The 20,982-nt window shown below is 61.0% G+C and carries 20 protein-coding genes; 13 read left to right on the top strand and 7 right to left on the bottom strand.

Features of this window, described 5'->3' with window-relative positions; all coding sequences use genetic code 11:
- The 4 genes from AC1DDS_RS13340 to AC1DDS_RS13325 form a co-directional block, all read left to right on the top strand.
- A partial coding sequence (locus AC1DDS_RS13340; RefSeq protein WP_477479334.1) for an alpha/beta hydrolase occupies positions 1–227 on the top strand: 227 nt, incomplete at its 5' end.
- Between the two features lie 111 nt (positions 228–338).
- Positions 339–1,088, top strand: a complete 750-nt coding sequence (locus AC1DDS_RS13335; RefSeq protein WP_477479333.1) for an SDR family oxidoreductase — start codon at positions 339–341, stop codon at positions 1,086–1,088.
- Positions 1,089–1,148: 60 nt separating this feature from the next.
- On the top strand, positions 1,149–1,538 hold the full coding sequence (locus AC1DDS_RS13330; protein WP_477479332.1) for a cupin domain-containing protein: 390 nt from the start codon (positions 1,149–1,151) through the stop codon (positions 1,536–1,538).
- Positions 1,539–2,033: 495 nt separating this feature from the next.
- On the top strand, positions 2,034–3,506 hold the full coding sequence (locus AC1DDS_RS13325; RefSeq protein ID WP_477479331.1) for a sensor domain-containing diguanylate cyclase: 1,473 nt from the start codon (positions 2,034–2,036) through the stop codon (positions 3,504–3,506).
- A gap of 140 nt (positions 3,507–3,646) precedes the next feature.
- Here AC1DDS_RS13325 and AC1DDS_RS13320 read toward each other — a convergent pair whose 3' ends face one another.
- Both AC1DDS_RS13320 and AC1DDS_RS13315 read right to left on the bottom strand, forming a co-directional pair.
- Complete coding sequence (locus AC1DDS_RS13320; protein ID WP_477479330.1) at positions 3,647–4,039, bottom strand: YybH family protein; 393 nt, start codon at positions 4,037–4,039, stop codon at positions 3,647–3,649.
- Positions 4,040–4,059: 20 nt separating this feature from the next.
- Positions 4,060–4,683 carry a TetR/AcrR family transcriptional regulator gene (locus tag AC1DDS_RS13315; RefSeq protein WP_310420241.1) on the bottom strand — a complete coding sequence of 208 codons (624 nt, stop codon included), beginning with the start codon at positions 4,681–4,683 and terminating at the stop codon, positions 4,060–4,062.
- 112 nt (positions 4,684–4,795) lie between these two features.
- Here AC1DDS_RS13315 and AC1DDS_RS13310 point away from each other — a divergent pair, with 112 nt between their 5' ends.
- From AC1DDS_RS13310 to AC1DDS_RS13290, 5 genes are all read left to right on the top strand, one after another.
- A complete protein-coding gene (locus AC1DDS_RS13310) occupies positions 4,796–5,878 on the top strand; it encodes an ABC transporter substrate-binding protein (protein WP_477479329.1) in 1,083 nt (360 codons plus the stop codon).
- A 122-nt stretch (positions 5,879–6,000) separates the two neighbouring features.
- Positions 6,001–6,864 (top strand): ABC transporter permease, encoded by an 864-nt coding sequence (locus AC1DDS_RS13305; protein ID WP_477479328.1) that lies wholly within the window; start codon positions 6,001–6,003, stop codon positions 6,862–6,864.
- A gap of 2 nt (positions 6,865–6,866) precedes the next feature.
- Positions 6,867–7,700 (top strand): ABC transporter permease, encoded by an 834-nt coding sequence (locus AC1DDS_RS13300; protein ID WP_477479327.1) that lies wholly within the window; start codon positions 6,867–6,869, stop codon positions 7,698–7,700.
- A complete protein-coding gene (locus AC1DDS_RS13295) occupies positions 7,697–8,779 on the top strand; it encodes an ABC transporter ATP-binding protein (protein WP_477479326.1) in 1,083 nt (360 codons plus the stop codon). Before AC1DDS_RS13300 ends, AC1DDS_RS13295 begins: the two co-directional genes overlap by 4 nt.
- 10 nt (positions 8,780–8,789) lie before the next feature.
- Positions 8,790–9,521 (top strand): MBL fold metallo-hydrolase, encoded by a 732-nt coding sequence (locus AC1DDS_RS13290; RefSeq protein WP_477479325.1) that lies wholly within the window; start codon positions 8,790–8,792, stop codon positions 9,519–9,521.
- Between the two features lie 125 nt (positions 9,522–9,646).
- Here the strand turns inward: AC1DDS_RS13290 and AC1DDS_RS13285 are convergent, their stop codons facing one another.
- From AC1DDS_RS13285 to choX, 3 genes are all read right to left on the bottom strand, one after another.
- On the bottom strand, positions 9,647–9,883 hold the full coding sequence (locus tag AC1DDS_RS13285) for a hypothetical protein (protein ID WP_477479350.1): 237 nt from the start codon (positions 9,881–9,883) through the stop codon (positions 9,647–9,649).
- Between the two features lie 314 nt (positions 9,884–10,197).
- Entirely contained in the window at positions 10,198–11,205 is a 1,008-nt protein-coding gene (locus AC1DDS_RS13280; protein ID WP_477479349.1) for an alcohol dehydrogenase catalytic domain-containing protein, read from the bottom strand.
- Positions 11,206–11,224: 19 nt separating this feature from the next.
- Entirely contained in the window at positions 11,225–12,157 is a 933-nt protein-coding gene (gene choX / locus AC1DDS_RS13275; RefSeq protein WP_477479324.1) for a choline ABC transporter substrate-binding protein, read from the bottom strand.
- 116 nt (positions 12,158–12,273) lie between these two features.
- Between choX and betI the strand changes: the two genes are divergently transcribed.
- Positions 12,274–12,906, top strand: a complete 633-nt coding sequence (gene betI, locus AC1DDS_RS13270; RefSeq protein ID WP_477479323.1) for a transcriptional regulator BetI — start codon at positions 12,274–12,276, stop codon at positions 12,904–12,906.
- A 39-nt stretch (positions 12,907–12,945) separates the two neighbouring features.
- Positions 12,946–14,379: an amidase gene (locus AC1DDS_RS13265; RefSeq protein WP_477479322.1), complete on the top strand. Its 1,434-nt coding sequence runs from the start codon at positions 12,946–12,948 to the stop codon at positions 14,377–14,379.
- Positions 14,380–14,509: 130 nt separating this feature from the next.
- Here AC1DDS_RS13265 and AC1DDS_RS13260 read toward each other — a convergent pair whose 3' ends face one another.
- Entirely contained in the window at positions 14,510–15,535 is a 1,026-nt protein-coding gene (locus AC1DDS_RS13260) for a DUF1254 domain-containing protein (protein ID WP_477479321.1), read from the bottom strand.
- Between the two features lie 18 nt (positions 15,536–15,553).
- On the bottom strand, positions 15,554–17,020 hold the full coding sequence (locus AC1DDS_RS13255) for a DUF1254 domain-containing protein (RefSeq protein ID WP_477479320.1): 1,467 nt from the start codon (positions 17,018–17,020) through the stop codon (positions 15,554–15,556).
- Between the two features lie 610 nt (positions 17,021–17,630).
- Between AC1DDS_RS13255 and AC1DDS_RS13250 the strand changes: the two genes are divergently transcribed.
- Both AC1DDS_RS13250 and AC1DDS_RS13245 read left to right on the top strand, forming a co-directional pair.
- Positions 17,631–20,081 (top strand): Lon protease family protein, encoded by a 2,451-nt coding sequence (locus AC1DDS_RS13250; RefSeq protein WP_477479319.1) that lies wholly within the window; start codon positions 17,631–17,633, stop codon positions 20,079–20,081.
- A gap of 113 nt (positions 20,082–20,194) precedes the next feature.
- Entirely contained in the window at positions 20,195–20,890 is a 696-nt protein-coding gene (locus AC1DDS_RS13245; RefSeq protein ID WP_477479318.1) for an SLC13 family permease, read from the top strand.
- Positions 20,891–20,982: the final 92 nt, after the last annotated feature.

Here is a 20,982-nt window from a genome sequence, read left to right as displayed (position 1 = left end):
CGGGCCTGCCGCAAACACTACTCTTGGTCGACGAGAACGATGTGCTGCGCGATGAAGGCGAGGCGTATGGCCGCAAGCTGGCAGCGGCTGGCGTTCCGGTCACATCGGTCCGCTACAATGGCACGATCCACGACTTCATGCTGCTCAACCCGATCGCGAACACACCTCCGGTGCGTGGTGCCGTTGAACAGGCGTCGCAATATCTGCGTGAGGTCTTCGCGGCCTGATAGCCGCGAGGCCCACACGAGCAACAACCAGCCGCCCGACATCCCGAGCGACACGGTCGCTGACGGCGGAAGTGCAGCAGCCGCGGCGCCTGCGGCAAAGGAGGATAAACCGTGAAGATCGTTGTCATCGGCGGCACCGGCCTGATCGGGTCGAAGACCGTTGCCATTTTGCGCAAAGGCGGCCACGAGGTCGTCGCCGCCTCGCCCAACAGCGGCGTTGACACGATCACCGGCGAGGGTCTCAAAGAGGCCATGGCGGACACACAGGTGGTGATCGACCTTGCCAACTCACCCTCATTTGAAGACAAGGCGGTGCTTCAGTTCTTCGAGACCTCCGGCCGCAACCTTCTCGCTGCTGACGCCGCAGCGAACGTCCGGCACCACGTCGCGCTATCGATCGTCGCAGTCGACCGGACGGACAATGGCTATTTCCGCGCCAAGGTCGCCCAGGAAAAACTGATCAGGACATCCGGCATCCCATACACCATCGTTCGCGCGACCCAGTTCCTGGAATTCCTCGGCGCCATCGCCAATTCCAGTGCGGACGGAAACGTAGTCAGGCTCCCGCCCGTCCTGTTCCAGCCCATTGCGGCGGACGACGTTGCCGCCGTCGTTGCCGATGTCGCAATCGCGGCGCCGCGTAGCGGCATCGTCGAGATCGCCGGTCCGGAACGGGCGCCGTTCAACGAATTCGTCGCCCGCTATCTGAAGGCGGTTGGCGACCCGCGTGCGGTCGTGAGCGACCCCGGGGCCCAATACTACGGCGGCCGGGTCGAGGAGCACTCGCTCGTGCCCTTGGGTGAGGCGCGCCTCGGCCGCATCGGTTTCGATGAGTGGCTCCGCCGCTCACAGGCACCCTGATCCCGCTTCGGAGTACGCCCCGGTCTGTCCGAACTGGTGCCTAACAAACGAGAGGCGACCATGACGATCAAACTTGTTGCGTTGATTCCTCTGTGCCTCATGATCGGCACGGCGGTGGCTCAGGAGCCTAAGGTCACGGCACTCATGTCCAAGGATCTTCCGGAGAGCCCCGGCAGGGAAGCTCTGATGATCACCGTCGAGCATGCGCCCGGCGGGTCGAGCGCTATCCACCGGCACAATGCGCATGCGTTTGTCTATGTGCTGGAGGGCTCCGTCGTGATGCAACTGAAGGGCGGACAACAGGTGACACTGACACCAGGACAGTCCTTCTATGAAGGCCCTGACGACATTCACATCGTCGACCGGAACGCGAGCGACACCCAGCCGGCGAAATTCCTGGTGCTCCTGATCAAGGACAAGGGCGCCCCGGCGCTCATGCCCGCACAGTGACGTTTACCGCAGGAGGCAGACATAAGCTTGGGCAGTACCTCACACCCAGGTGGACCGGGTCCGGACGAGTTGAGCCGTCGCGCTACGCGCTGCGGGTGGGAGGCGTGAAAGCATCCGGCCGCGCACGCGAGGGGGGAGCGTGGGGAATCGAGGAGTTCCTAGAAGCGAAGGTGATATCCGGCTGGGCCGAAGACTGACTGGCGAGTGAGGGGATGGTGCCAGTGAGATCAAATGCACTGGCAACTTACTGGATTGGCCCGATCCTGATTTCGGTGGCCCCCACGATCGCGGGCTCGATGAGCTTCAGCGTTTAGAAAGAACAAAGCTGTGACTGGGCTTTGGAAAAGCGTCATGACGCTGCCAAAGGCAAAGCCCATCCTCTTCTTTTCCTCCATTAGTCGGCTGACAAAGCCCATACTTCAACCTCGGTTTACCTATTTGAGATAAGAGGAGATTCGCCTTGGCTCCGTTAAACATCAAAAACGTCGAGTAACCATGTCAGAGAGCTTCGATTCCGATATCTTCAATCTCGCCCCCACGGCGATGTGGGTCGAGGATTTTAGCGGAGTCAAAGCGCTTTTCGACCTATGGCGCTCGCAAGGCGTCACGGACATCAGAACGTTTCTACGGGAGGATCAAGACCGCGTCGCGCAGTGCTCCCGGTGTATTCGGGTGCTCGACGTGAACAGGAAAACGTTGGAGCTCTTCGAGGCTGAAGACATTCACCATCTGCGCGCCAACCTCTCGACGATCTTTCGCGACGATATGCTTGAAACCCATGTGATCGAGCTCGCCAAACTGTTCGATGGTGAGCTTGTGTTCGAGAGCACCACGTCGAACTATACGATCTCAGGCCGTCGTCTCGACATCCAGCTCCGCGGCGCAGTCATGCCCGGCTACGAAACGTCGCTCAGCAAGCTGCTTCTAACGACGGAGGACATCACGGCGCGCGAAGATGCACGACGGGCGGAGACTGCCCAGAGGCGTCACGCAGAGGGCATTTTTGAGCACTCACCTGTTTCCTTGTGGGTCGAGGATTTCAGCCGGATCAAGGTGCTGCTCGAAGACATCCGGGATCGCGGCATCAGCGACTTCCGCACCTTCATGGACGTCCATCCTGAATTCGTGCGCCAATGCATGAGCGAAATTCACGTCATCAAGGTCAATCGCGCAACGCTGGACCTCTTTTGCGCGGGCGAGCCAGATGAGTTGCTGCGTCGCCTGAACGAGGTCTTCCGGGACGACATGGAAAAGCCGTTCCGTGAGCAGCTCATCGAACTGTGGAACGGAAACCTCTATCATCATCGCGAAGTGGTGAACTACGCACTCGACGGCACCGTACGCCACATCCTGCTACATTTCTCAGTGTTTCCGGGGTATGAACTCGATTGGTCTCGTGTGCAGGTGGCCCTTACCGACATAACGGCGCGCAAGAAGGCTGAAGCCTATCTCGAATATCTTGGCAAACACGATGTGCTGACTAAGCTCTACAATCGAGCCTTCTACGCCGAAGAAATCAACCGCCTGGAACGGAAGTCAATACTGCCGGTGTCGGCGATCATCTTCGACCTCAATGGCCTGAAGGAGGCCAATGACCAGCTTGGCCACGATGCAGGCGACGCTTTGCTGCGTCGCTTCGGTGAGATTTTGAATGGTGCGGTATCGCAACCCAATCACGCCTGCCGCATCGGCGGCGACGAGTTTGCTGTCCTGATGCCGGGTGCGGACGCAAAGGCGGCGGCAACAATGACGGAGACCATCAAAGAGCTGCTCAAGATCAACAATCAGTTCTACTCGAGTGCTCCGCTGCGCATGTCATTCGGAGCGGCAACGGGCGAGCCGGGGGAAACGGTCGAAAGCATTATCAGGCGAGCAGATGCACAGATGTATGAGCACAAGAGGGCGTATTATGAGGCCGATGGCGCCGGCGATATTGCCATAGGGGGTTTAGCGCGGCGCGCCTTGTGATTGCCTCATGGGCCTCCACATTCCCTGATGGGCCAGAAGCGGAAGCGTCGGAAACGGCTGCGTTGTGAGCCGAACCGATTTCCGACATCCGTCTTAAAGGCGAACGATAGCGGGCTGCTTGCAGCCCTCGAGCGGCCGCGTCAGCTCAGTTTCGACAAATGCTCGTGCACCGCAAGCCATGCACCATCGGCGGCCTTCTCGAACACGATCGTTTCGCGTTCCTCGGTTTCCGTCGGTTCTCCGTTGAACTCCACCTTCGTTTCGACGCGATGGGTGAAGATGGCGGTGTCGCCGGCAAGATGGACGCGCTGGTCGCTGGAGCGGCATCCGACGACGCGAAAGCCATCGCGCTCCTCCCACAGACGCCACTCCGCTTGATATTCTTCCCGGTTCGTCAGCATGCGATCGAGATTGTGGAAGATGAAGGTCGCGTTCGGCGCGAACGCGGCAAAGTACGCCTTAGCATCATGGCGACCGAATGCTTCGACCAGCCGATTGGCGGCAGAGATCACGCTCTCCAGCGTCGAGTTCATGTTTCCTCCCAGTCTTTGGATTATTGTTGTGGCGCGCTGATAAGCGCCGCCAAAGGCTTGTTCTGACGGGCGACGTCGCCCTTTAACTGCTCGAGAGACATGGTCTCGTCGCGCACGAATTCCGTGAACATCATGTTGAGGTTGTTGAAGAACATTGAGCCGACAGCAGTCGTATCGATGCCCATCAGGACAGCGCCCCGTTGCTGCAATTTGTGCACAAGCGTGGAGACCTGCCGGCAGAGCGCTCGATCCAGCTCGGTGTAGCGCTTGGAGAAGCGCGTATCCGGCTGCTGGATGGAGATCGCCATCGCCGTTCGCCACATCTCCTTGCTCAGATAGACGAGCGAGTGGTCGTAATACTGGTTGATCAGCGCCGACAGGGCTTCCAGCACGTTGGATGGAGGGTTCGCGACGATCGGCTCTCCGGCTTCGAGCACCTCTTCCACTTCCATCGCGACAGAGGCAACCAGCATGTCACCCTTGTTTTCATAGTAGTTGTAGAAGGTTCCGACCGAGACTTCCGCCCGCTCGGCGATGTCCTCGATGCGCGCGGCATCATAGCCGACCTCGCGGAAGAGCTTGGTCGCGGCTTCCAGGATGCGCCTGTTCTTGTCGGCCTTCTGTTTTGCGCGAAGTCCCGTCACCCGCGATTTCCTTAATTGAATACCTTCAAATTTGATATTGACTTAAAAAATGAACTCATTCAATCTTTTTGTAAAGGCACCGCAACGAGTGCCGAAACCAGAGGGTAGAACGATGAACAGAACCAATTCGCGCGCCGCAGCGCGCCGGCTTTTCACCTCCGTCGCGGCGATCACCCTGTCGGCGCTCGCAGTCAATCACGCGCACGCGACCGATGAGCTCAACGCACTGGTCTGGTGCGATCACACCGATCCGGCGCTGATCGAGCCGTTCGAGCAGGCCAACGACGTCAAGGTCAATCTGAAGGAATACGAAGGGACCGGCGCCGGCCTCTCCATCCTCGAGCAGTCCCGGCCGGGCGACTGGGATGTGATGGTCGTGGACGCCGTGGACGTGCACCGCGTGATCGATATGGGCCTGCTTGGCGAGATGCCGGCCGACGCCCTTCCCACATCCGACATGTTCCCCGAACTTCGCATGGAAGCCAACAATACCAAGGACGGCAAAACCTACGCCGTGACCGAGAAGTTCGGCTACAACACGATCTCCTACGACAAGACCAAGGTCGATCCGAAGGACATGGAAGATCTCTCGGTGATCTGGTCGGACAAGTACAAGGGCCGCATCGCCCTCTACGACTACTACCTGCCGATGATCGGCCTGGTACAGCTCGGCCTCGGCAAGAAGACTGCGGATCTCTCCGACGCCGATATGCCGGCGATCGAGGAAAAATTGTCGGCGATGAAGACCGTATCGAAGCAAGTCAGCGACGTGGTTTCATCCCAGACCGCGCTTGCGACGGGTGAGGTTGACATCCTCGTCGGCGGCGGCGAATGGATCACGGCGTCGCTTGCCAAGGACAAGCCGAACCTCGACTGGATCGTGCCCAAGCAGGGCGCGGTGCGCTGGGCACAGTCGATCGGCGTCATGAAGGACTCCAAGAAGCCCGATCTGGCGCTTAAATTCGTCCAGTACATCCTGAGCCCGGAAGGCCAGGCACGGCTCGCAACGTCTTCCTGCTACTGGGGCATGCCGACCAACCAGAAGGCCGGTGAGCATCTGGCGGACAACCAGAAGAAGGCGCTGCGCTGGGACGATCAGGCCGGCTACCTGAAGAACACCCAGCTCTATCCGATCCCGACTGCCGAGCTGGACCAGAAGATGCAGGATGCCTGGACCAACATGATGCAGCAGTGAGCTTAACGCTCCTCGCACACGATTGAAGCTAATGGGCCAATTACGGATGAGGGTCACAACGTCCTCATCCCAGTCGCGCGCGGCAGGATTGCCGCGCCAACAACAAACCAAGTTGATCGATCATGACCGCCGCCACACTTGAAGTCAGGGAACGCCGGAAAGCCTGGGGCTTCGTCGCCCCCGCGCTGCTATGGACCGTTGCCTTCTTCGTCGTGCCATTTCTCTATATGACCGCCATGAGCCTGTGGTCGCGTCAGGGGCGCGATATCGTTCGCGTCTGGAACCTCGACAACTATGCCCGGTTCTTCACCGAGAGCGCGCTACTCAGGGGCCTGACGAACTCGCTCGAAATCACGCTGACGGTGACGATCCTGTCTGTGCTCCTGGCCTATCCGCTGGCGTGGATCATCGCCGAGCGCGTGCCGAAGCGTTGGCAGCGGATGGCATTGATACTCGCGATCCTGCCGTTCTGGACATCCTACGTCGTCCGCTCCTATTCCTGGTTGCTTGTGCTGTCGAAAGGTGGCGTCATCAATCAGGCGCTTCTCGGCATTGGGCTGATCTCAGAACCACTGGAGATTGCCAGCAACCGCATCGCGACCGTCATCGGCTTTGTCCACTTCTTCGTCATGCTCCTGACGCTGACGATCTACTCGAACCTCATCCAGCTTTCGCCGAACTATCGGCGCGCTGCGGCCGATCTCGGCGCCAATACCTTCCAGACCTTCTGGCACGTCATCCTGCCGCTCACGCTTCCCGGCATCATGACGGGCGCCTTCCTCACCTTTGTGCTCTGTATCGGCGACTACATCACCCCACAGATCCTCGGGGGCAACAACGAACTCGTCCTGCCGCAGATCATCATGCTGCAGATCGGTCGACGCGCAGACTTTCCGATGGCGGCAGCCCTCTCCATCATCCTGATGCTGGCTGTCACCGCGGCCTATGTTCTCTGCGCCCGCTGGCTGAAGATCGAGAGGGCGTAAAGATGGCGCAGGCACAAATCTCCGGCACTGTCGTCCGTTCGAGCCGATTGCACGACCTACTCGCCTCGTCGCTGAGCTGGCTCTATCTCGCGGCCATCTACGCCTTCATATTCCTGCCCGTCGCCGTGCTGGTGCTGTTCTCGTTCCAGGATGGGCGTCTGCCGGTTCCGCCCTTCAATGGGTTTTCGCTCCAATGGTACGATGCCGTCTTCGCCGACCGCAAACTGATGGCGGCGCTGGCAAACTCGTTCTTCGTTGCGGTCTTCTCGTCGACGCTAGCCTGTATTCTGGGCTTTCTCGCCGCCTATGCGCTGGCGCGCTACAGGTTGCCGGGATCGGTATTGCAGCGCGGCCTGCTGATTGCGCCGATGACGGTCAGCTACCTGATCATTGCCCTCGGTCTGCTCACGCTCCTGAACACATTGCAGATCCCGCTTTCGCTCTGGACCGTCGGGATCGGGCATGTGGTGATCAACCTGCCGCTTTGCTTTGCCATCATCTATGCGTCGATGGGCGACCATCACATCAACATCGAGCGCGCAGCGCGCGATCTTGGCGCGAACGACTTTAAGGTTATGGCGCTCGTCACCGCCCCCATGCTGATGCCGTCGATCATGGCCGCATTCTTCCTCTCGATCACCTTCAGCTGGGACGAATTCATCATCGCCTTCCTCCTGTCGCGCTTCGATGTGACGCTTCCGGTGGAAATCTGGAGCATGCTGCGTTCGGGCCTGAACCCGAAGACAAACGCGATCGGCTCGCTTGTCTTCCTGGTGTCCGTCTTCGTGCTGCTGGTGCTCGAACTCGCTCTCTTCGGCAGGAGCCGCAAGCCATGACCGCATCCGTGTCCATCCGCAACGCGATCAAAACCTTTGGCGCGTTCAAGGCGCTCGACAATGTCTCGCTGGAGATAGAAGCAGGCGAGTTCATCGTCCTGCTGGGCCCGTCCGGCTGCGGCAAGACGACCTTGCTGTCCATCCTCGGCGGCTTCGTCACCGCCACCAGTGGAACGATCTCGATCGGCGGGAAGGATATGACCGGCGTCGCGCCTGCGAAGCGCCCGACTACGACGATGTTCCAGGACTATGCCCTCTTTCCGCACATGCGGCTGGTCGACAATGTCGGCTTCGGCCTCAGGATGCGTGGAATGGACAAGGGCAAGCGTGACGAGAAGGCATTGGCCTTTCTCGATCTCGTCGGGTTGAAGTCGGCCGCGGGCAAGAAGCCGCATGAGCTTTCCGGTGGGCAGCGGCAGCGCGTCGCGCTCGCGCGGGCGCTCGCTGTCGATCCCGATGTCCTCCTGCTCGATGAACCGCTGGGTGCGCTGGACCTCAAACTTAGACGACAGATGCAGGACGAGCTGAAGGCGATCCAGAAGCGGGTCGGCACGACCTTCGTCCATGTGACCCATGACCAGGAAGAGGCAATGGCGATCGCCGATCGCATCGTCGTGATGAACCAGGGCAAGGTCGAGGACTGCGGCGCGCCTTCCGACATTTACATGCGGCCGAAGTCGCTGTTCTCAGCCGGCTTCATGGGCGAAGTCAATTTCCTGCAGGGCAAGGTTCGAGATGCGGCGAACGACAGCGCGCAGGTCGAAACGCCTGTCGGTCAGATCTCGCTGCCAGCATCCAATTTCACGAACCGGAAGCCTGCCGCCGGCGACAAGGTTACGCTGTGCATCAGGCCGGAGCACTTCTGCGACAGCGGCGAGCACGCGGCCATTCGTTTGGGAGAGGCGCAGATCACGGGAAGCGCATTCTTCGGCACGCACTTCCGATGCCATCTCGCGCCCGCTGCGGCCAACGACCTGAACCTCGTGGCCCACATGCCGCAATCGGCGAAGATCGCGACCGGCGAGCGGATTACCCTTGCCGTCGATCCGGCGGGCGTGACGGCTCTGCCGGCCGCCTGAGGAGAAGTCGATGCGGCGGATGGCCCCTGAGAACTGGTATTCGGTCAGACGTCTCGACGATGACGTCACCTATATCTGCGAGCCGCATATCAAGGAATTCTACCGTTGCAACATCTGGCACGTGCGCGGACGCGACGCCGACATGCTGGTCGACAGCGGCATGGGGGTCGTTTCGCTTCGGGAATGGGTGCCGCTTGTCTCCGAGCGGCCACTGACGGCCGTTGCGAGCCACACCCATTTCGACCACATCGGTTGCCATCACGAATTCGAATGTCGGGCTGTCCATGAAGCGGAGGCCGACCTTCTCGCATACCCGACCCGGGCCAACACGCTCGCTGACCCGTATGTCACAGACGAGATTTTCGACGCGCTACCGCCGGAGCCCTATTGCTCGAAATGTTATGCGGTGAAGGCGGCACCAGCCACGCGCATTCTCCATGACGGCGACGTGATCGATCTCGGCGATCGTCATTTCGAGGTCATTCACACGCCCGGCCACTCGCCTGGCGGGATCGCTCTTTTCGAGAAGGCCAGCGGCATCCTCTTCTCCGGCGACATCCTCTACGACGGCCCGCTGATCGAAGACACGTACCACTCGCACGGCGGCGACTACACAGCCTCGATGAAGCGGCTGCTCGACTATCCCGTCCGCATTGTCCACGGTGGTCATTTCCCGAGCTTCGACGGAGAACGCTATCGTCAATTGATCCGTGATTGGCTGGACGGGAAAGAAGGCGCCTGAAGGCTCTGGCGACGACGGAAAAACAGCGACCCGCGCGTCTCGGTCAATGCCCTCACCGCGACGGCAGGAGTTCAGGACCGGACGCCGCAAGGCCCTGCAGGGAAAGCTGACTACATTGGAAGGCTTCACGAAGCCGAGAATTTCACCGTCACGCCGCGCTGCCGAAAGTACGCCTGCATTAGCTTCCTGCCAGAACGATTGTTCTGCACGAGCCTAGCCGGGTCGAATACAGCCTCTTTCAAACCCGCTCGCGCCATCGCTGCCTTGAGGGTCGCGATATGCACGTCGATGTCGGCATTGTCTGCCTGGAGCGATTCATAAATGCGGTTTGTTGCATCTGCTACGGTCGGGTCGCTCACTATTACACTCCTGTTGATACTTGGTTGGCGCTTAGCACATTTTTTAGCTTGACCCTATTGTGGTGAAAAATGCGCTCGTCAATGGGGAGCGATGGATTGGTACATTGCGCCCACTCTCGAAGAGACTCCGCACCGGAAGAAGACCAGTGCGAAGCGCCCGTTACGATGGAGACGCCACGGCCGCTTTGCGTCCGTTTCTCGGACATTCACCGCAGCGGTTCGGGGTCCTGAAAGCGCACGCTCATGGGTACTCGGTTTCGGCCGTACTAGACGAGCCTATAGAATCTCTGCGATGGCCGACCAGTAAGTTGAACAAGTCACAGAACAACGCAGTAGCGCCCCTTGGCGCTTCCCCGGTCGAGACTCTCCAAGGCGCGGGTTACATCCTCAAGCGCTATTTCGGTCACATCAGCGGCGAAGGGGTCCTGCTCATGCAATGCGACCAACTCGGCCATCTGCGCTCTGGTGCCCACGCTGGTGCCGGTGATTTTGACGCCGCTTCCGGTCAGCCATTCCTGGTTGAGGCCGACCGGCTGCGAAACCATGGCGGCGGCTACCATGCGGCCGCGTGGGCGGATGGCCGCGATCATCGCGTCCCAGGTTGCTGGTGTCGGCGCAAAATTGATGCAGACATGCGCCTGGTCGGCGACGTCCCATCGGTTTGCGAGCTTGGAGGAGGCTTTCAGCGTTTTGTGTGCCCCGAAAGCCGCGGCGGTAGCAAGTTTTTCATCGGACGCGTCCACTGCGATCACCCTGGCGCCGGCACGTGCGGCAAGCTGCACAGCATAGAGGCCGAGGCCGCCGCAGCCAAAGATGGCGCAGGTTTCGCCCTTCACCAGTTCCGCCCGCCGAAGCGCACCGTAGGCGGTCAGGCCGGCGCACATAAGCGGCGCGAGCGCGGACGCCTTGCCGCTGGCCGGCAGGCGTGCGGCAAAGCGCGCATCTGCGACGACATACTCGGCGAAAGTGCCCGGCACGTTGAAGCCGTGCGCGCGATGTGACTGGCAGAAGCTCTCCTCGCCATCATGACATTCGGCACAATGGCCGCACGTGTCGTGGATCCACGCCGCCCCAGCGCGGTCGCCCATGGACCAGCCTTCGACTTCAGGGCCGATCGCGGCGACGATGCCGACACCTTCATGCCCGAGTATAAAAGGATCGGGCTTGACAGCTGGCATTACATCTCCACGCCAGACGTGCACATCTGTGTGGCAGACACCCGAAGCCTCGAGTCGGATCAGTATTTGACCGGGGCCAGGCTGCGGGATGGCGACATGGGCTATTTCAAGCGGTTTGCCGGGGGCGGACAGCACTGCCGCGCGCATCGTTCCGTGCTTCATGCGATCAGTTCCCGAGAGCGGACTGTAGTGCGGGGAGAGCTGGTTGGTCGTCAAATGTGGTCACGCCCTCCAGCCACGTTTCGAGTTTCTCCGGGTGCGCGCGCATCATTTCGCGCGCGACGTCGGCGACTTCCTTGCCCTGATTCATGATCATGTCCATGCCGACATTCTCGTATTTGAGATCGAAGACCAGATTCGAAAAGAAGCGCGCCACGTTGGGGCAGGCCTCCGCATATCCCTTGCGGCTGATCGTGCGCACGGTGGCGCCGCCGTAGTTCGGGCCGAATTCGATGTCGCCGCCTGCAAGATATTCCATCTCTATGTTCATGTTCATGGGATGTGGTTCCCAGCCGAGAAACACGATCCATTTCTTGCTTGGGATGCTTCTACTAACCTCCGACAGCATGGCCGCCTCGCTCGACTCCACAATCTCCCACTCCCCTAGGCCGTGGCGATCCACGGTAACCATGTCGAGCAGCGGCTGGTTCGAACCGGGCTCGATTGCGTAGATCTTGCTCTCGAACTTGTCGGCATGGGCCGCCAGGTCGGCGAACGACTTCACGCCCGCATCGGCCACATATTTCGGCACCGCCAGCGTGTATTTCGCGCCATCCAGATTGGTTGCCAGCGGAACGACCGAGCCTTCATCATAGTAGGACTTGAACTGCTCGTCCTGGATCGGCCGCCAGTTGCCCATGAAGACATCAATGTTGCCGTTCTTGAGCATCTCGTAGGTGACGTTCAGCCCCAGAAGCGACTGATCGGGCTGGTAGCCTAGCGCCTCCAGGGTGATGGCCGCCGTGTTGTTGGTCAGGGCAATATCAGTCCATCCCAGGTCTGACATCCGAACCTTCCTGCACCCTTCAGGGTCGGCGGCGTGGCCGGGCGCGGCAAGCGCGAGCGTGGATACAAATATGGTGGCAGCGATTCTGTTCATTCAGCGTGTTCCCGATTGTTGTTTTGAGTTTTGGGTAAGATGCTATCCGCGCTTTTTTGATGTCAATATGAAAAATTGTTAGAGCGTTCAAAAATTAATTGGGCTATGCAACGGACATGGAAGTTCGCGAGCAGCACAAACGCACAAGGATTGAAGACATCCGTCGTATCGAGCTGATCGAGGCGGCGTATCGCGTGTTCATCGAGGGCGGCCTGAACGGGCTCACCACGACGCGGATCTGCCATGAGGCCGGCATGTCCCAGGGCATTTTGACCTATTATTTCAAGAGCAAGGACGAGGTGCTGTTCGAGATGGTCCGCTACGCCAACCGCGTGCTGATGGACGAGGTGGTAGAGCGCCTGCGAAACGCCGCAACCCGATGGGAACGCCTGACCGCAATTGTCGAAGGCAATTTCCCGCAGCGGCACTACGAGCCGAACATCGCCAATGCATGGGTGTCATTCTATGCCGCGACGGCGTCTAACGAGCGCTACGCCAGGCTGCAGCAGCTTTTCTATCGACGGCTCAGATCGAATCTGGCTTCAGCGCTGGATGGCACCCTGAGCGCGGCCGAGCTGGATCATTTCGCGCGCGGCTTCGCGGCCATGATCGACGGGCTCTGGCTCAGGCGTGGGCAGGCCAGGGAGCTCCTGTTCGACGAGGCGATTCGGCTTCTGACCGAATATGCACAAAAGATGCTGGGGGTCGAGACGGTCGCCGCGCTCCGACGGATGCCGGCGGAGCGGTAATTGAGGCGCGCACGACAATTCGAGAGGGGAGGACGTTTCGTGACGGATCAGGATCTTTGCTACCTTACGGCGACGGAGGCTGTCGCACTTTTCAAGGCGCGGAAACTCTCGCCGGTCGAGCTGCTGGAAGCCATGATCCGCCGCGCGGAAGCGGTGGAGTCTTCCATCAACGCCTTCACTGATACCTATTTCGAAGAAGCGCTGGACCAGGCCAGATTTGCCGAGCAACGCTATATGCGCGGCGACGAGACGGAACAGCGCCCCCTGGAAGGCGTGGCGGTGGCGGTGAAGGATGCGCAACGCCTCGCCGGCAAGCGCACCACCTATGGCTCTTGCGTGTTGGCCGACAATGCCGACGCCGTGTCCGATCCCATGATAGAGCGCCTGCAAAATGCCGGCGCGATCATCCATGCCCGCACGACGACGCCGGAATTCTGCCTTTCCGGCACCTGCACGTCTCGCCTTTGGGGCACTACGCGCAACCCGTTCAACAGGCATTACGGCCCCGGCGGCTCATCGGGTGGTTCGGCGGCGTCGCTTGCGGCCGGCACCACGACGCTCGCGACGGGCACCGATATCGGCGGGTCGATCCGCATTCCGGCGAGCTGTTGCGGTGTGGTCGGCTACAAGCCCCCGAAGGGCCGCAACCCGGATGGGTTCCCCGCCAATGTCGACCCCTACAATCATTGCGGGCCGCTGGCGCGATCGGTTGCAGACGCGGCACTTGTGCAGAATATCGTCTCTGGGCCACATTCGCATGACCACAGTTCGCTTCGCGACAGGGTGGTGATACCAAGGGTTCTGCCTGGGGCTGCGGGCCTGCGCGTCGCGTGGTCGATGGATTTCGGCTACATGGCGGTCGACCGGGAAGTTCGCCAGAACACGCTGGCCGCGCTGGAGGTCTTCCGGGAGCTTGGCTGTGTCGTCGAAGAAGTCGAGATCGGCTGGACAGCCGAATGCGACAAGGCCGCGCTGGCCTGGTACAGCGCCATGCACTTCGGGCGCCAGCCCCTCTGGCATTCGCGCGCAAACGAGGCTTTGCTAACCGACTATGCGCTGGCCGCCGCGAAGGCTGCCAGCCAGCTGGGCCCCGACGATGTGGCCAGATCGTGGGAAACCCAGCACGCCATGCACCAGGTGCTGGCCCGGATTATGGAGGACCACGACATTCTGGTTTGTCCCACCACCACGGTTCCTGCGATAGCGGCCGAACAGGACATGCTGGACCAGGACTTCACCGTCGACGGGCGGAAGGTGGATGCCGAATATGGGTGGATTCTGACCCACCATTTCAACATGTTGCATAACTGTCCGGTGATGTCCGTTCCTTCCGGCCGTTCGGCAAGCGGCGTTCCTACCGGCATCCAGATCGTCGGTCGCACTTTCGACGACCTGACCGTATTCCGCGCGGCGTCGGCCTATGAAGCCGCGGTCGGCGGATGGTTCGAAGCCGAGGACAGGCCGGATTTCTAAAGCGGCGTGGGCAGATTATGACGAAGCCGCCCCTCAATTGCAGGCCGTCCGCTGAAAGCAGATGTCGCCAGCGACGGACGGCTGGATTGCGCCGCCAAAGCGGACTCCACGACAAATGCGCCAAGATCCGTCATTCGTCGCTGGGCCGGGGAGCGGGGAACATCCAACTTGAGTCCAGTATCTGTTGACGCGGACGATATAGGCGAACCGTGTAGTTCCAGCCAGTTACGATCGGCAGGCAGTTGGCAGTCTTCCCATCGCAGCCGCCGAACTGAACGGCGACTGAACCGTCTGTGCCCTTCGCGGCCGTTATGCTGTTTAAGGAGTACGCGTTGAGTTCGTTCTTTTCGAAATATCCCTCGGCGTTGTAGAGGCTGATCGACCAGAACGCGTCCACCGGCACGTCGCCGACGTTGAGCTTATAGACGGTTTTGCCGTCGTTCTTTGGCGGTGTGACGTTTAGGTAGAATGCGTCCTTTTCCGGGTTGCCTCCCCAGCCGAGCGCGGTGCCGATAAGATGGCGGATCGGATCAACTGTCTCCCGCGTGCCGAAGGCTCCCTTAAAGTCCGGAATGGTCGAGCCGAGGACCAGTAGTGCATCGCGAACCTTTTTCTGGCTCGCCTGATCCCAATCCGGAATCTGGAACACGCCGGGACCTCCCGGTTGCTCGACCTTTATCTCGTCCTGCAACCTGTGGACCTCGTCGACGTCCTTTTTGTCTTCGGGATTCACCAAGGTGCGGATGCCGAGCATCATGTACCGCGTACCCGCCTTCTCCCTGTCAAAGGTATAGGTCCCAGCGCCATACTGGATGTCGCCAACGACATAGTGATCCTCGTTGATAGCCATCAGCGACATGAATCGATCGCCGGCATTGGGCAGCGCGACCGTCACCGGGCCAGCGTCGAGGTCGAAGACGGCGGAGGAATAGAGCGTGTCGCGGTTGGCGCGGATAACAACCTGATGATCGATCTGCATCGGCTCACGGCGATGATGGAAATTACCTGGGCCGTTGGCGTCCTTGATGGAGTTACCAAAATAGAGATCGGATTCGGCGCGTTGGAAGTTATCGACCGTCACTGGTTCGGCAGCATTGCCGTGACAGACCGACAATCCGACGAAGCCAATTCCTAAAATCACCAGCCCGGTCTTCATTCTCGCCTCCCTCCCAGATCAGTTCACGCGCTGAAGCGGTGGTGCCTTCCATTTTCCGTCCAGCGCCTCCGGTTTCGGCCAATACAATCGCATCGCCATGAAGAACGGACCCTCAGGCGCAGGAAGCCAATTGGCTTCCCTGCCATCGCCGGGCGAGTCGTTTTGAACGTAGAGCGTCAAGCCACCGTCCGCATCCTTTGTGAGGTTTGGCAGCATCGGCGAGTTGATCAGGTAGCGATTGAGCGCATTGGCCGACAGCAGGCTCTCAGGCAACTTGTAGAGCGTTAGCGACCAGAACGCGTTGACCGGAGGCAATGCGCCTGGCGCGAAACGCAGCGTGTAGCGGTTGGCCCCCGTCATTGGCTTCATGTCCGCGTCGGTGAAATAGACCGGATACATCGCCTCATCTTTCGAATTGCCATAGATGCCGAGGACGGCGGCAGACATGCGGTAGAGGTAGTTGTTCTTCAGGTATTGGCGGGAGCCTGCCATTTCCCCGCTTGAGACGTCTCCGGTGTCGATTTTGGTCTTCTTGAACTCTTCGAACGTGGCCCAAGCGTCCGCAATGCCCTGTTCCAGCGCCGTCTTGATTTCGGCGGGAAGTGCATCGACGGCGAACGGTTTGCCGTCTCCAATTCCGAGCGACGCGAAGCGCGCCCTGACATCCGTTTCGGTGGGGTTCACCGGGCAGAATTGCAGAACGAAATTCAATAGGTCGAAGAACTTCGGTGAGGTCTTCTGCTCGTCCCTGCCAAGCGGCTCGGCGAACTCGATTGCTGGGGCTTTGGCGGCCGCCGGTTGGCCCAGGAAGGCTGAAAGTGGTTCAACCTTGTAGCCGGCCTGAATTTTCTCGACATTTCCAATGTCATCGGGACCGAAAAGTTGCGTCCGATAGATCAAGAAGGCGAGTTCGGTCTCACTCCGGATCACCTCTTTGATGCTTGCAGGTTTTTCGCCTTTCCAGCCAGGTCCCGCAAGCAGGAAGCTGCCGGCCCCGTTGCCGGTCGCACGGCTTCCGACATATGCGAAATTGAAGGTGTACATGTCGATGAACTGGATCGAGTAGTAGCGCCCCTCCTCGATCGCCGGCACCGTCAGCACCAGTGGCTCGGCCCGCAGGTCGACGCCCACAAACGAATAGGGCGTATCGGAGTTTGGTGACTGGATCGCCTTGTCTTCTGGGGTATAGACACGTGCGGTGTTGTGAATTTCGTTCCAGCCGCCTTTGTATTCGGGGCCCTTGGTATCCACGAAATAGGAATGCTGGATGCGGTAGCTGTCCACAAGCGGAAACCCGTAGATGTAAGCTTCCTTGGCAATCGCGCGCGCCTGTTCGGCCGACAATCCTTGAGCACGTGCCGGGGTCAACGCCAATCCCACGGGAAGTGTGGCGAGTGCCGCGGCCCCTTGTAGCGTCTCACGGCGGGTCAGCCATGCTCTTGCAGAATGCTTTTCAGGACCCTTCATAGACATGCCGACCTCCATCCGCAGAGTGCCACGGCAGCGTACCCGAAAAAACGGTCTTGGCTATGCCCGGACCAGCGCGGCAACTGGTTTCATAGAGCTGTTCGGCTTGGGGCTGGCGGATCGTTCGAGCATCGCCGCAGCGTCCGCAATGCGCCCTCATGTCGGCCGTAACGATTAGCTTCGCTGCATCCTAAAAACAGACTTCGTTGACGCCCACGTGGGAGGTCGTGGCGTCATGACCTGCCACCAGGCCCCGGCAATTGAATGGCGAAAAAGTTCGAATCCAATGTGGTGTGTCAAACCACCCTCCATTCAGAACAAATCTGCGAACTATTCGACAACCTAGGTCTCCTTCCGTCCCAACGCCGGCATTGCCTCAGCGCGGTTGGAGTGTCATGGTTACACGTCGGAAGCGGACACTAACGGCTCGGCGCTGTTTCGCGGTTGTCGTACCAGAGCGCTCCGCTTAGTGGCAGTTTGATGTGGCGCGATTCTCTCCTCGGCGCGTTGCCGTGGTTTCAGCCAGGACTGCTTGCCGCCGCGTGTACGAGCGTTCTCCGAGATCTTCTCCGCGGCCGGGGAGAGCAGACTGCAAAGAAGCGTCGCTAGCCTTAAGCGGAGAAACGCCATGCGGGCCTTGCGCGAGCGGTTGGAGGTGCAGCCGCAGGATCTGAGGCGGCGGCTCGACCCGGCCGCGCTACCATTTCAGACAACGGCTGAGGTGTCGCCCGTCAAGACGACGATCGGGCAGCCGCGCGCGGCCGAAGCAATCGCTTTTGCACTCGAGGTAAGCGCGCGTGGGTTCCACCTCTACGCCTCCGGTTCTCCCGGCACCGGGCGCGAGAGCACAGTCCTGGCAGCCGTGCGCGCCTTCGCAGCGGCGCGGCCGACACCGCCGGACTGGGTCTACGTCCACAACTTCGCCGAGCCGGACCGCCCACGCGCCTTCCCGATGCCGACCGGCGACGGTCGCAAGCTGGCAAAGGCGATGACGTCGTTTGTGGAGGCGGCCCAGCACGAGATTCCTCGCGCTTTCGAGGGCGAAGATTACGCGCGACGACGGGAACAGTCCCTCGCCGAGGTGAGGACGCGCCGCGGCGAGCTGACCGCAGACCTGCGCGCCTTTGCGCAGGAACGCGAGTTCGCGCTGGAAATGGGGCCGACCGGGATTGCCAAAATCCCTCTGCTGAACGGTGAGCCGATGCCACAAGAGGCGTTCGAGCAGTTGCCGGCCGAGGCGAGGGCGGAGCTCGAGCAGCGGGGCGCTCAGATCCAGGCCGAGCTCGGCGCCTACGTGCGCCAGATGCGGCAGATCGACAAGGAAGCCCACGAACGCGTCACGGCGATCGATCGAGAGGTGGCGCTCGTTGCCGTAGGCCCACTTATCGCGGAGCTGCGTGACGAGTACGGCGACCAGCCGGACGTCCTAGCCTTCATCGAGCAGATAGAGAAAGACCTGCCGGAGCATCTGCACGACTTCCTGCCGATGGCCGGCCCCGGGCAAGCCGACGGCGCGAATGGGGTGCGAAGACATCAGGGGCCGCCGGCGCGGTACGAGGTCAACGTGTTGATCGACAATAGTGGGATCACGGGTGCGCCGGTCATCCTCGAACGGAATCCGACCTACTACAACCTGAACGGTCGGCTCGACTACCGGGCCGTGATGGGGACGTTGGTGACCGACTTCCGCCAGATCAGGGCGGGGGCCCTGCATCGCGCCAACGGCGGCTTCCTCGTCCTGCACGCCCTCGACATCATGCACAACCCATTTGCCTGGGAGGGATTGAAGCGCGCGCTGATGTCCGGCGAAGTGGTGATCGAGAACCCGGGCGAGCAGGGGGCGCCGGTGCCGACGAGCCGACCGCGGCCGGAGCCTATTCCGCTCGACCTGAAGGTGATCCTGATAGGACCGGCCGCACTCTATCGGACCCTTCATCAGGTCGACGTCGAGTTCCCGGAGTTGTTCGGGGTGAAAGCGGAATTCGCACCGGACATGGATTGGAACGACGAGAACCTCGCAAGCTACTCCGCCTTCCTGAGCCTCATCGTACATGACCGCCGACTGCTCCACTTCGACCGTTCTGCCGTCGCCCGGATCGTGGAGCACGGAGCGCGGCTGCGCGACCACCAGCGAAAGCTGACCACGCGGTTCCTCGACGTTGCCAGGCTGGCCGTCGAGGCCAGCCACCGGGCAGGCAAGGCGGGGCACAAGTTCGTGCTGGCGCAGGACGTCGACGCGGCGATCGCACAGCAGGAGCGACGGCGCAATCTGGCCGAGGAGCGGATGCGGGAGGCGATCGCCGACGGCACGGTCATGATCGACACAGACGGCGCTCGGGTGGGGCAGGTGAACGGCGTGTCAGTGTTCGACGTCGGGGACTACAGCTTCGGGCAGCCGTCACGGGTGACCGCACGGGTTTCGGTCGGACGGGGGACGGTTCAGAGCATCGAGCGGGAGATCGAGCTCTCCGGCCCGATCCATGCGAAGGGGTTCTTGATCCTGACCGGCTATCTGCAAGCGCAGTACGCCCAGGATTGGCCGCTCTCGCTGGGGGCGACGATCACCTTCGAGCAGTCCTATGGAGGGATCGACGGCGACTCGGCCTCAACGACCGAACTCTACGCCTTGCTGTCGGCCCTCTCCGGTCTTCCGCTGAACCAGGGAATTGCCGTGACCGGCGCGGTGAACCAGCACGGCCAGGTGCAGGCGGTCGGCGGGGTGACGCGCAAGATCGAAGGTTTCTACGATGTCTGCCGCGATCGGGGACTGACCGGCGGGCAAGGGGTGATGGTGCCGACGGCCAACCTCAAGAACCTGATGCTGAAGGAGGAGGTCGTGGAGGCGGTGCGGGCGGGCCGTTTCCACGTCTGGGCGGTCAGCCACGTCGACGAGGGAATCGAATTGCTGATGGAGCAGATGGCCGGCGAACCATCAGCGGACGGGACGTTTCCAGAAGGGACGGTGCACCGGCTCGTCCACGATCGGCTGCGGCAGTATGCCGAACACATGCGCGCGTTTGGCAACGCCTGGCCCGGTGGGCCGAATTTCGGAAATGACGGACACCAGCAACTCACCTGATGCGTCGGCACAGGTCACGACGGCGGAGCGCGGCTCGATGCAGATGCTCGGCGTAGGAGGCGGTCATTACGGATCTTTTGATCGTTCTCACGCTTCTCGGTGCTGCAATCGTGATGTTCGCGATCAACAGGCCGCGCCTCGATGCGGTCGCCCTGATCATGCTGGTGGCGCTGCCGTTTACCGGAGTTCTTACGATCGGGGAGGCCCTGGCCGGGTTCAGCGATCCGAACATCGTTCTGATCGCTGCGCTGTTCGTGCTCGGCGATGGGCTGGTTCGCACCGGGGTCGCCCAGCGGGTGGGCGACTGGTTGATCGCCAGGGCGGGCAAGAGCGAAGTGCGCCTGCTTGTCCTGCTGATGATGGTCGTGGGCGCGCTGGGGGCGACGATGAGCTCGACTGCGGTCACGGCGATCTTCATACCGGTCGCGTTGCGCATCTCCCAGACAACCGGCATCGGTCCGGGCAGGCTGATGATGCCGCTCAGCGTGGCCGCGTTGATCAGCGGAATGATGACCCTGGTTGCGACCGCGCCCAATTTGATCGTTAACGGCGAGCTCGAGCGCCATGGTGTAGAAGGCTTCGGGTTCTTCAGCTTCACGCCGTTCGGGCTGCCGATTCTGCTGCTCGGCATCCTCTATATGAGCGTCGCCCGGCGCTGGCTTCAGGATGCCGCCACGCCGGCAACAAGTTCCGGCCGGCCGAACCTTGCGGCCTGGATCGACGAATACAAGCTGGCCGATCGTGAACACCGGCTGCGGATAACGGCGCAGTCGCCGCTGGCCGGAAGGCCCTGGAAGGGGTCGACCTGAAAGCATGGCCCGGTGCCACTATCGTCGCGATCGAGCGCGGCCACCGGTTCGCCCGCGAGGTCATGCAGCCGTTGGCAAGGACGGAACTGCAA

Source organism: Mycoplana sp. 10N416 (assembly GCF_056394765.1).
The sequence above is the reverse complement of the archived record's forward strand: the minus strand, read 5'-3'. Positions and strand labels throughout refer to the sequence as shown.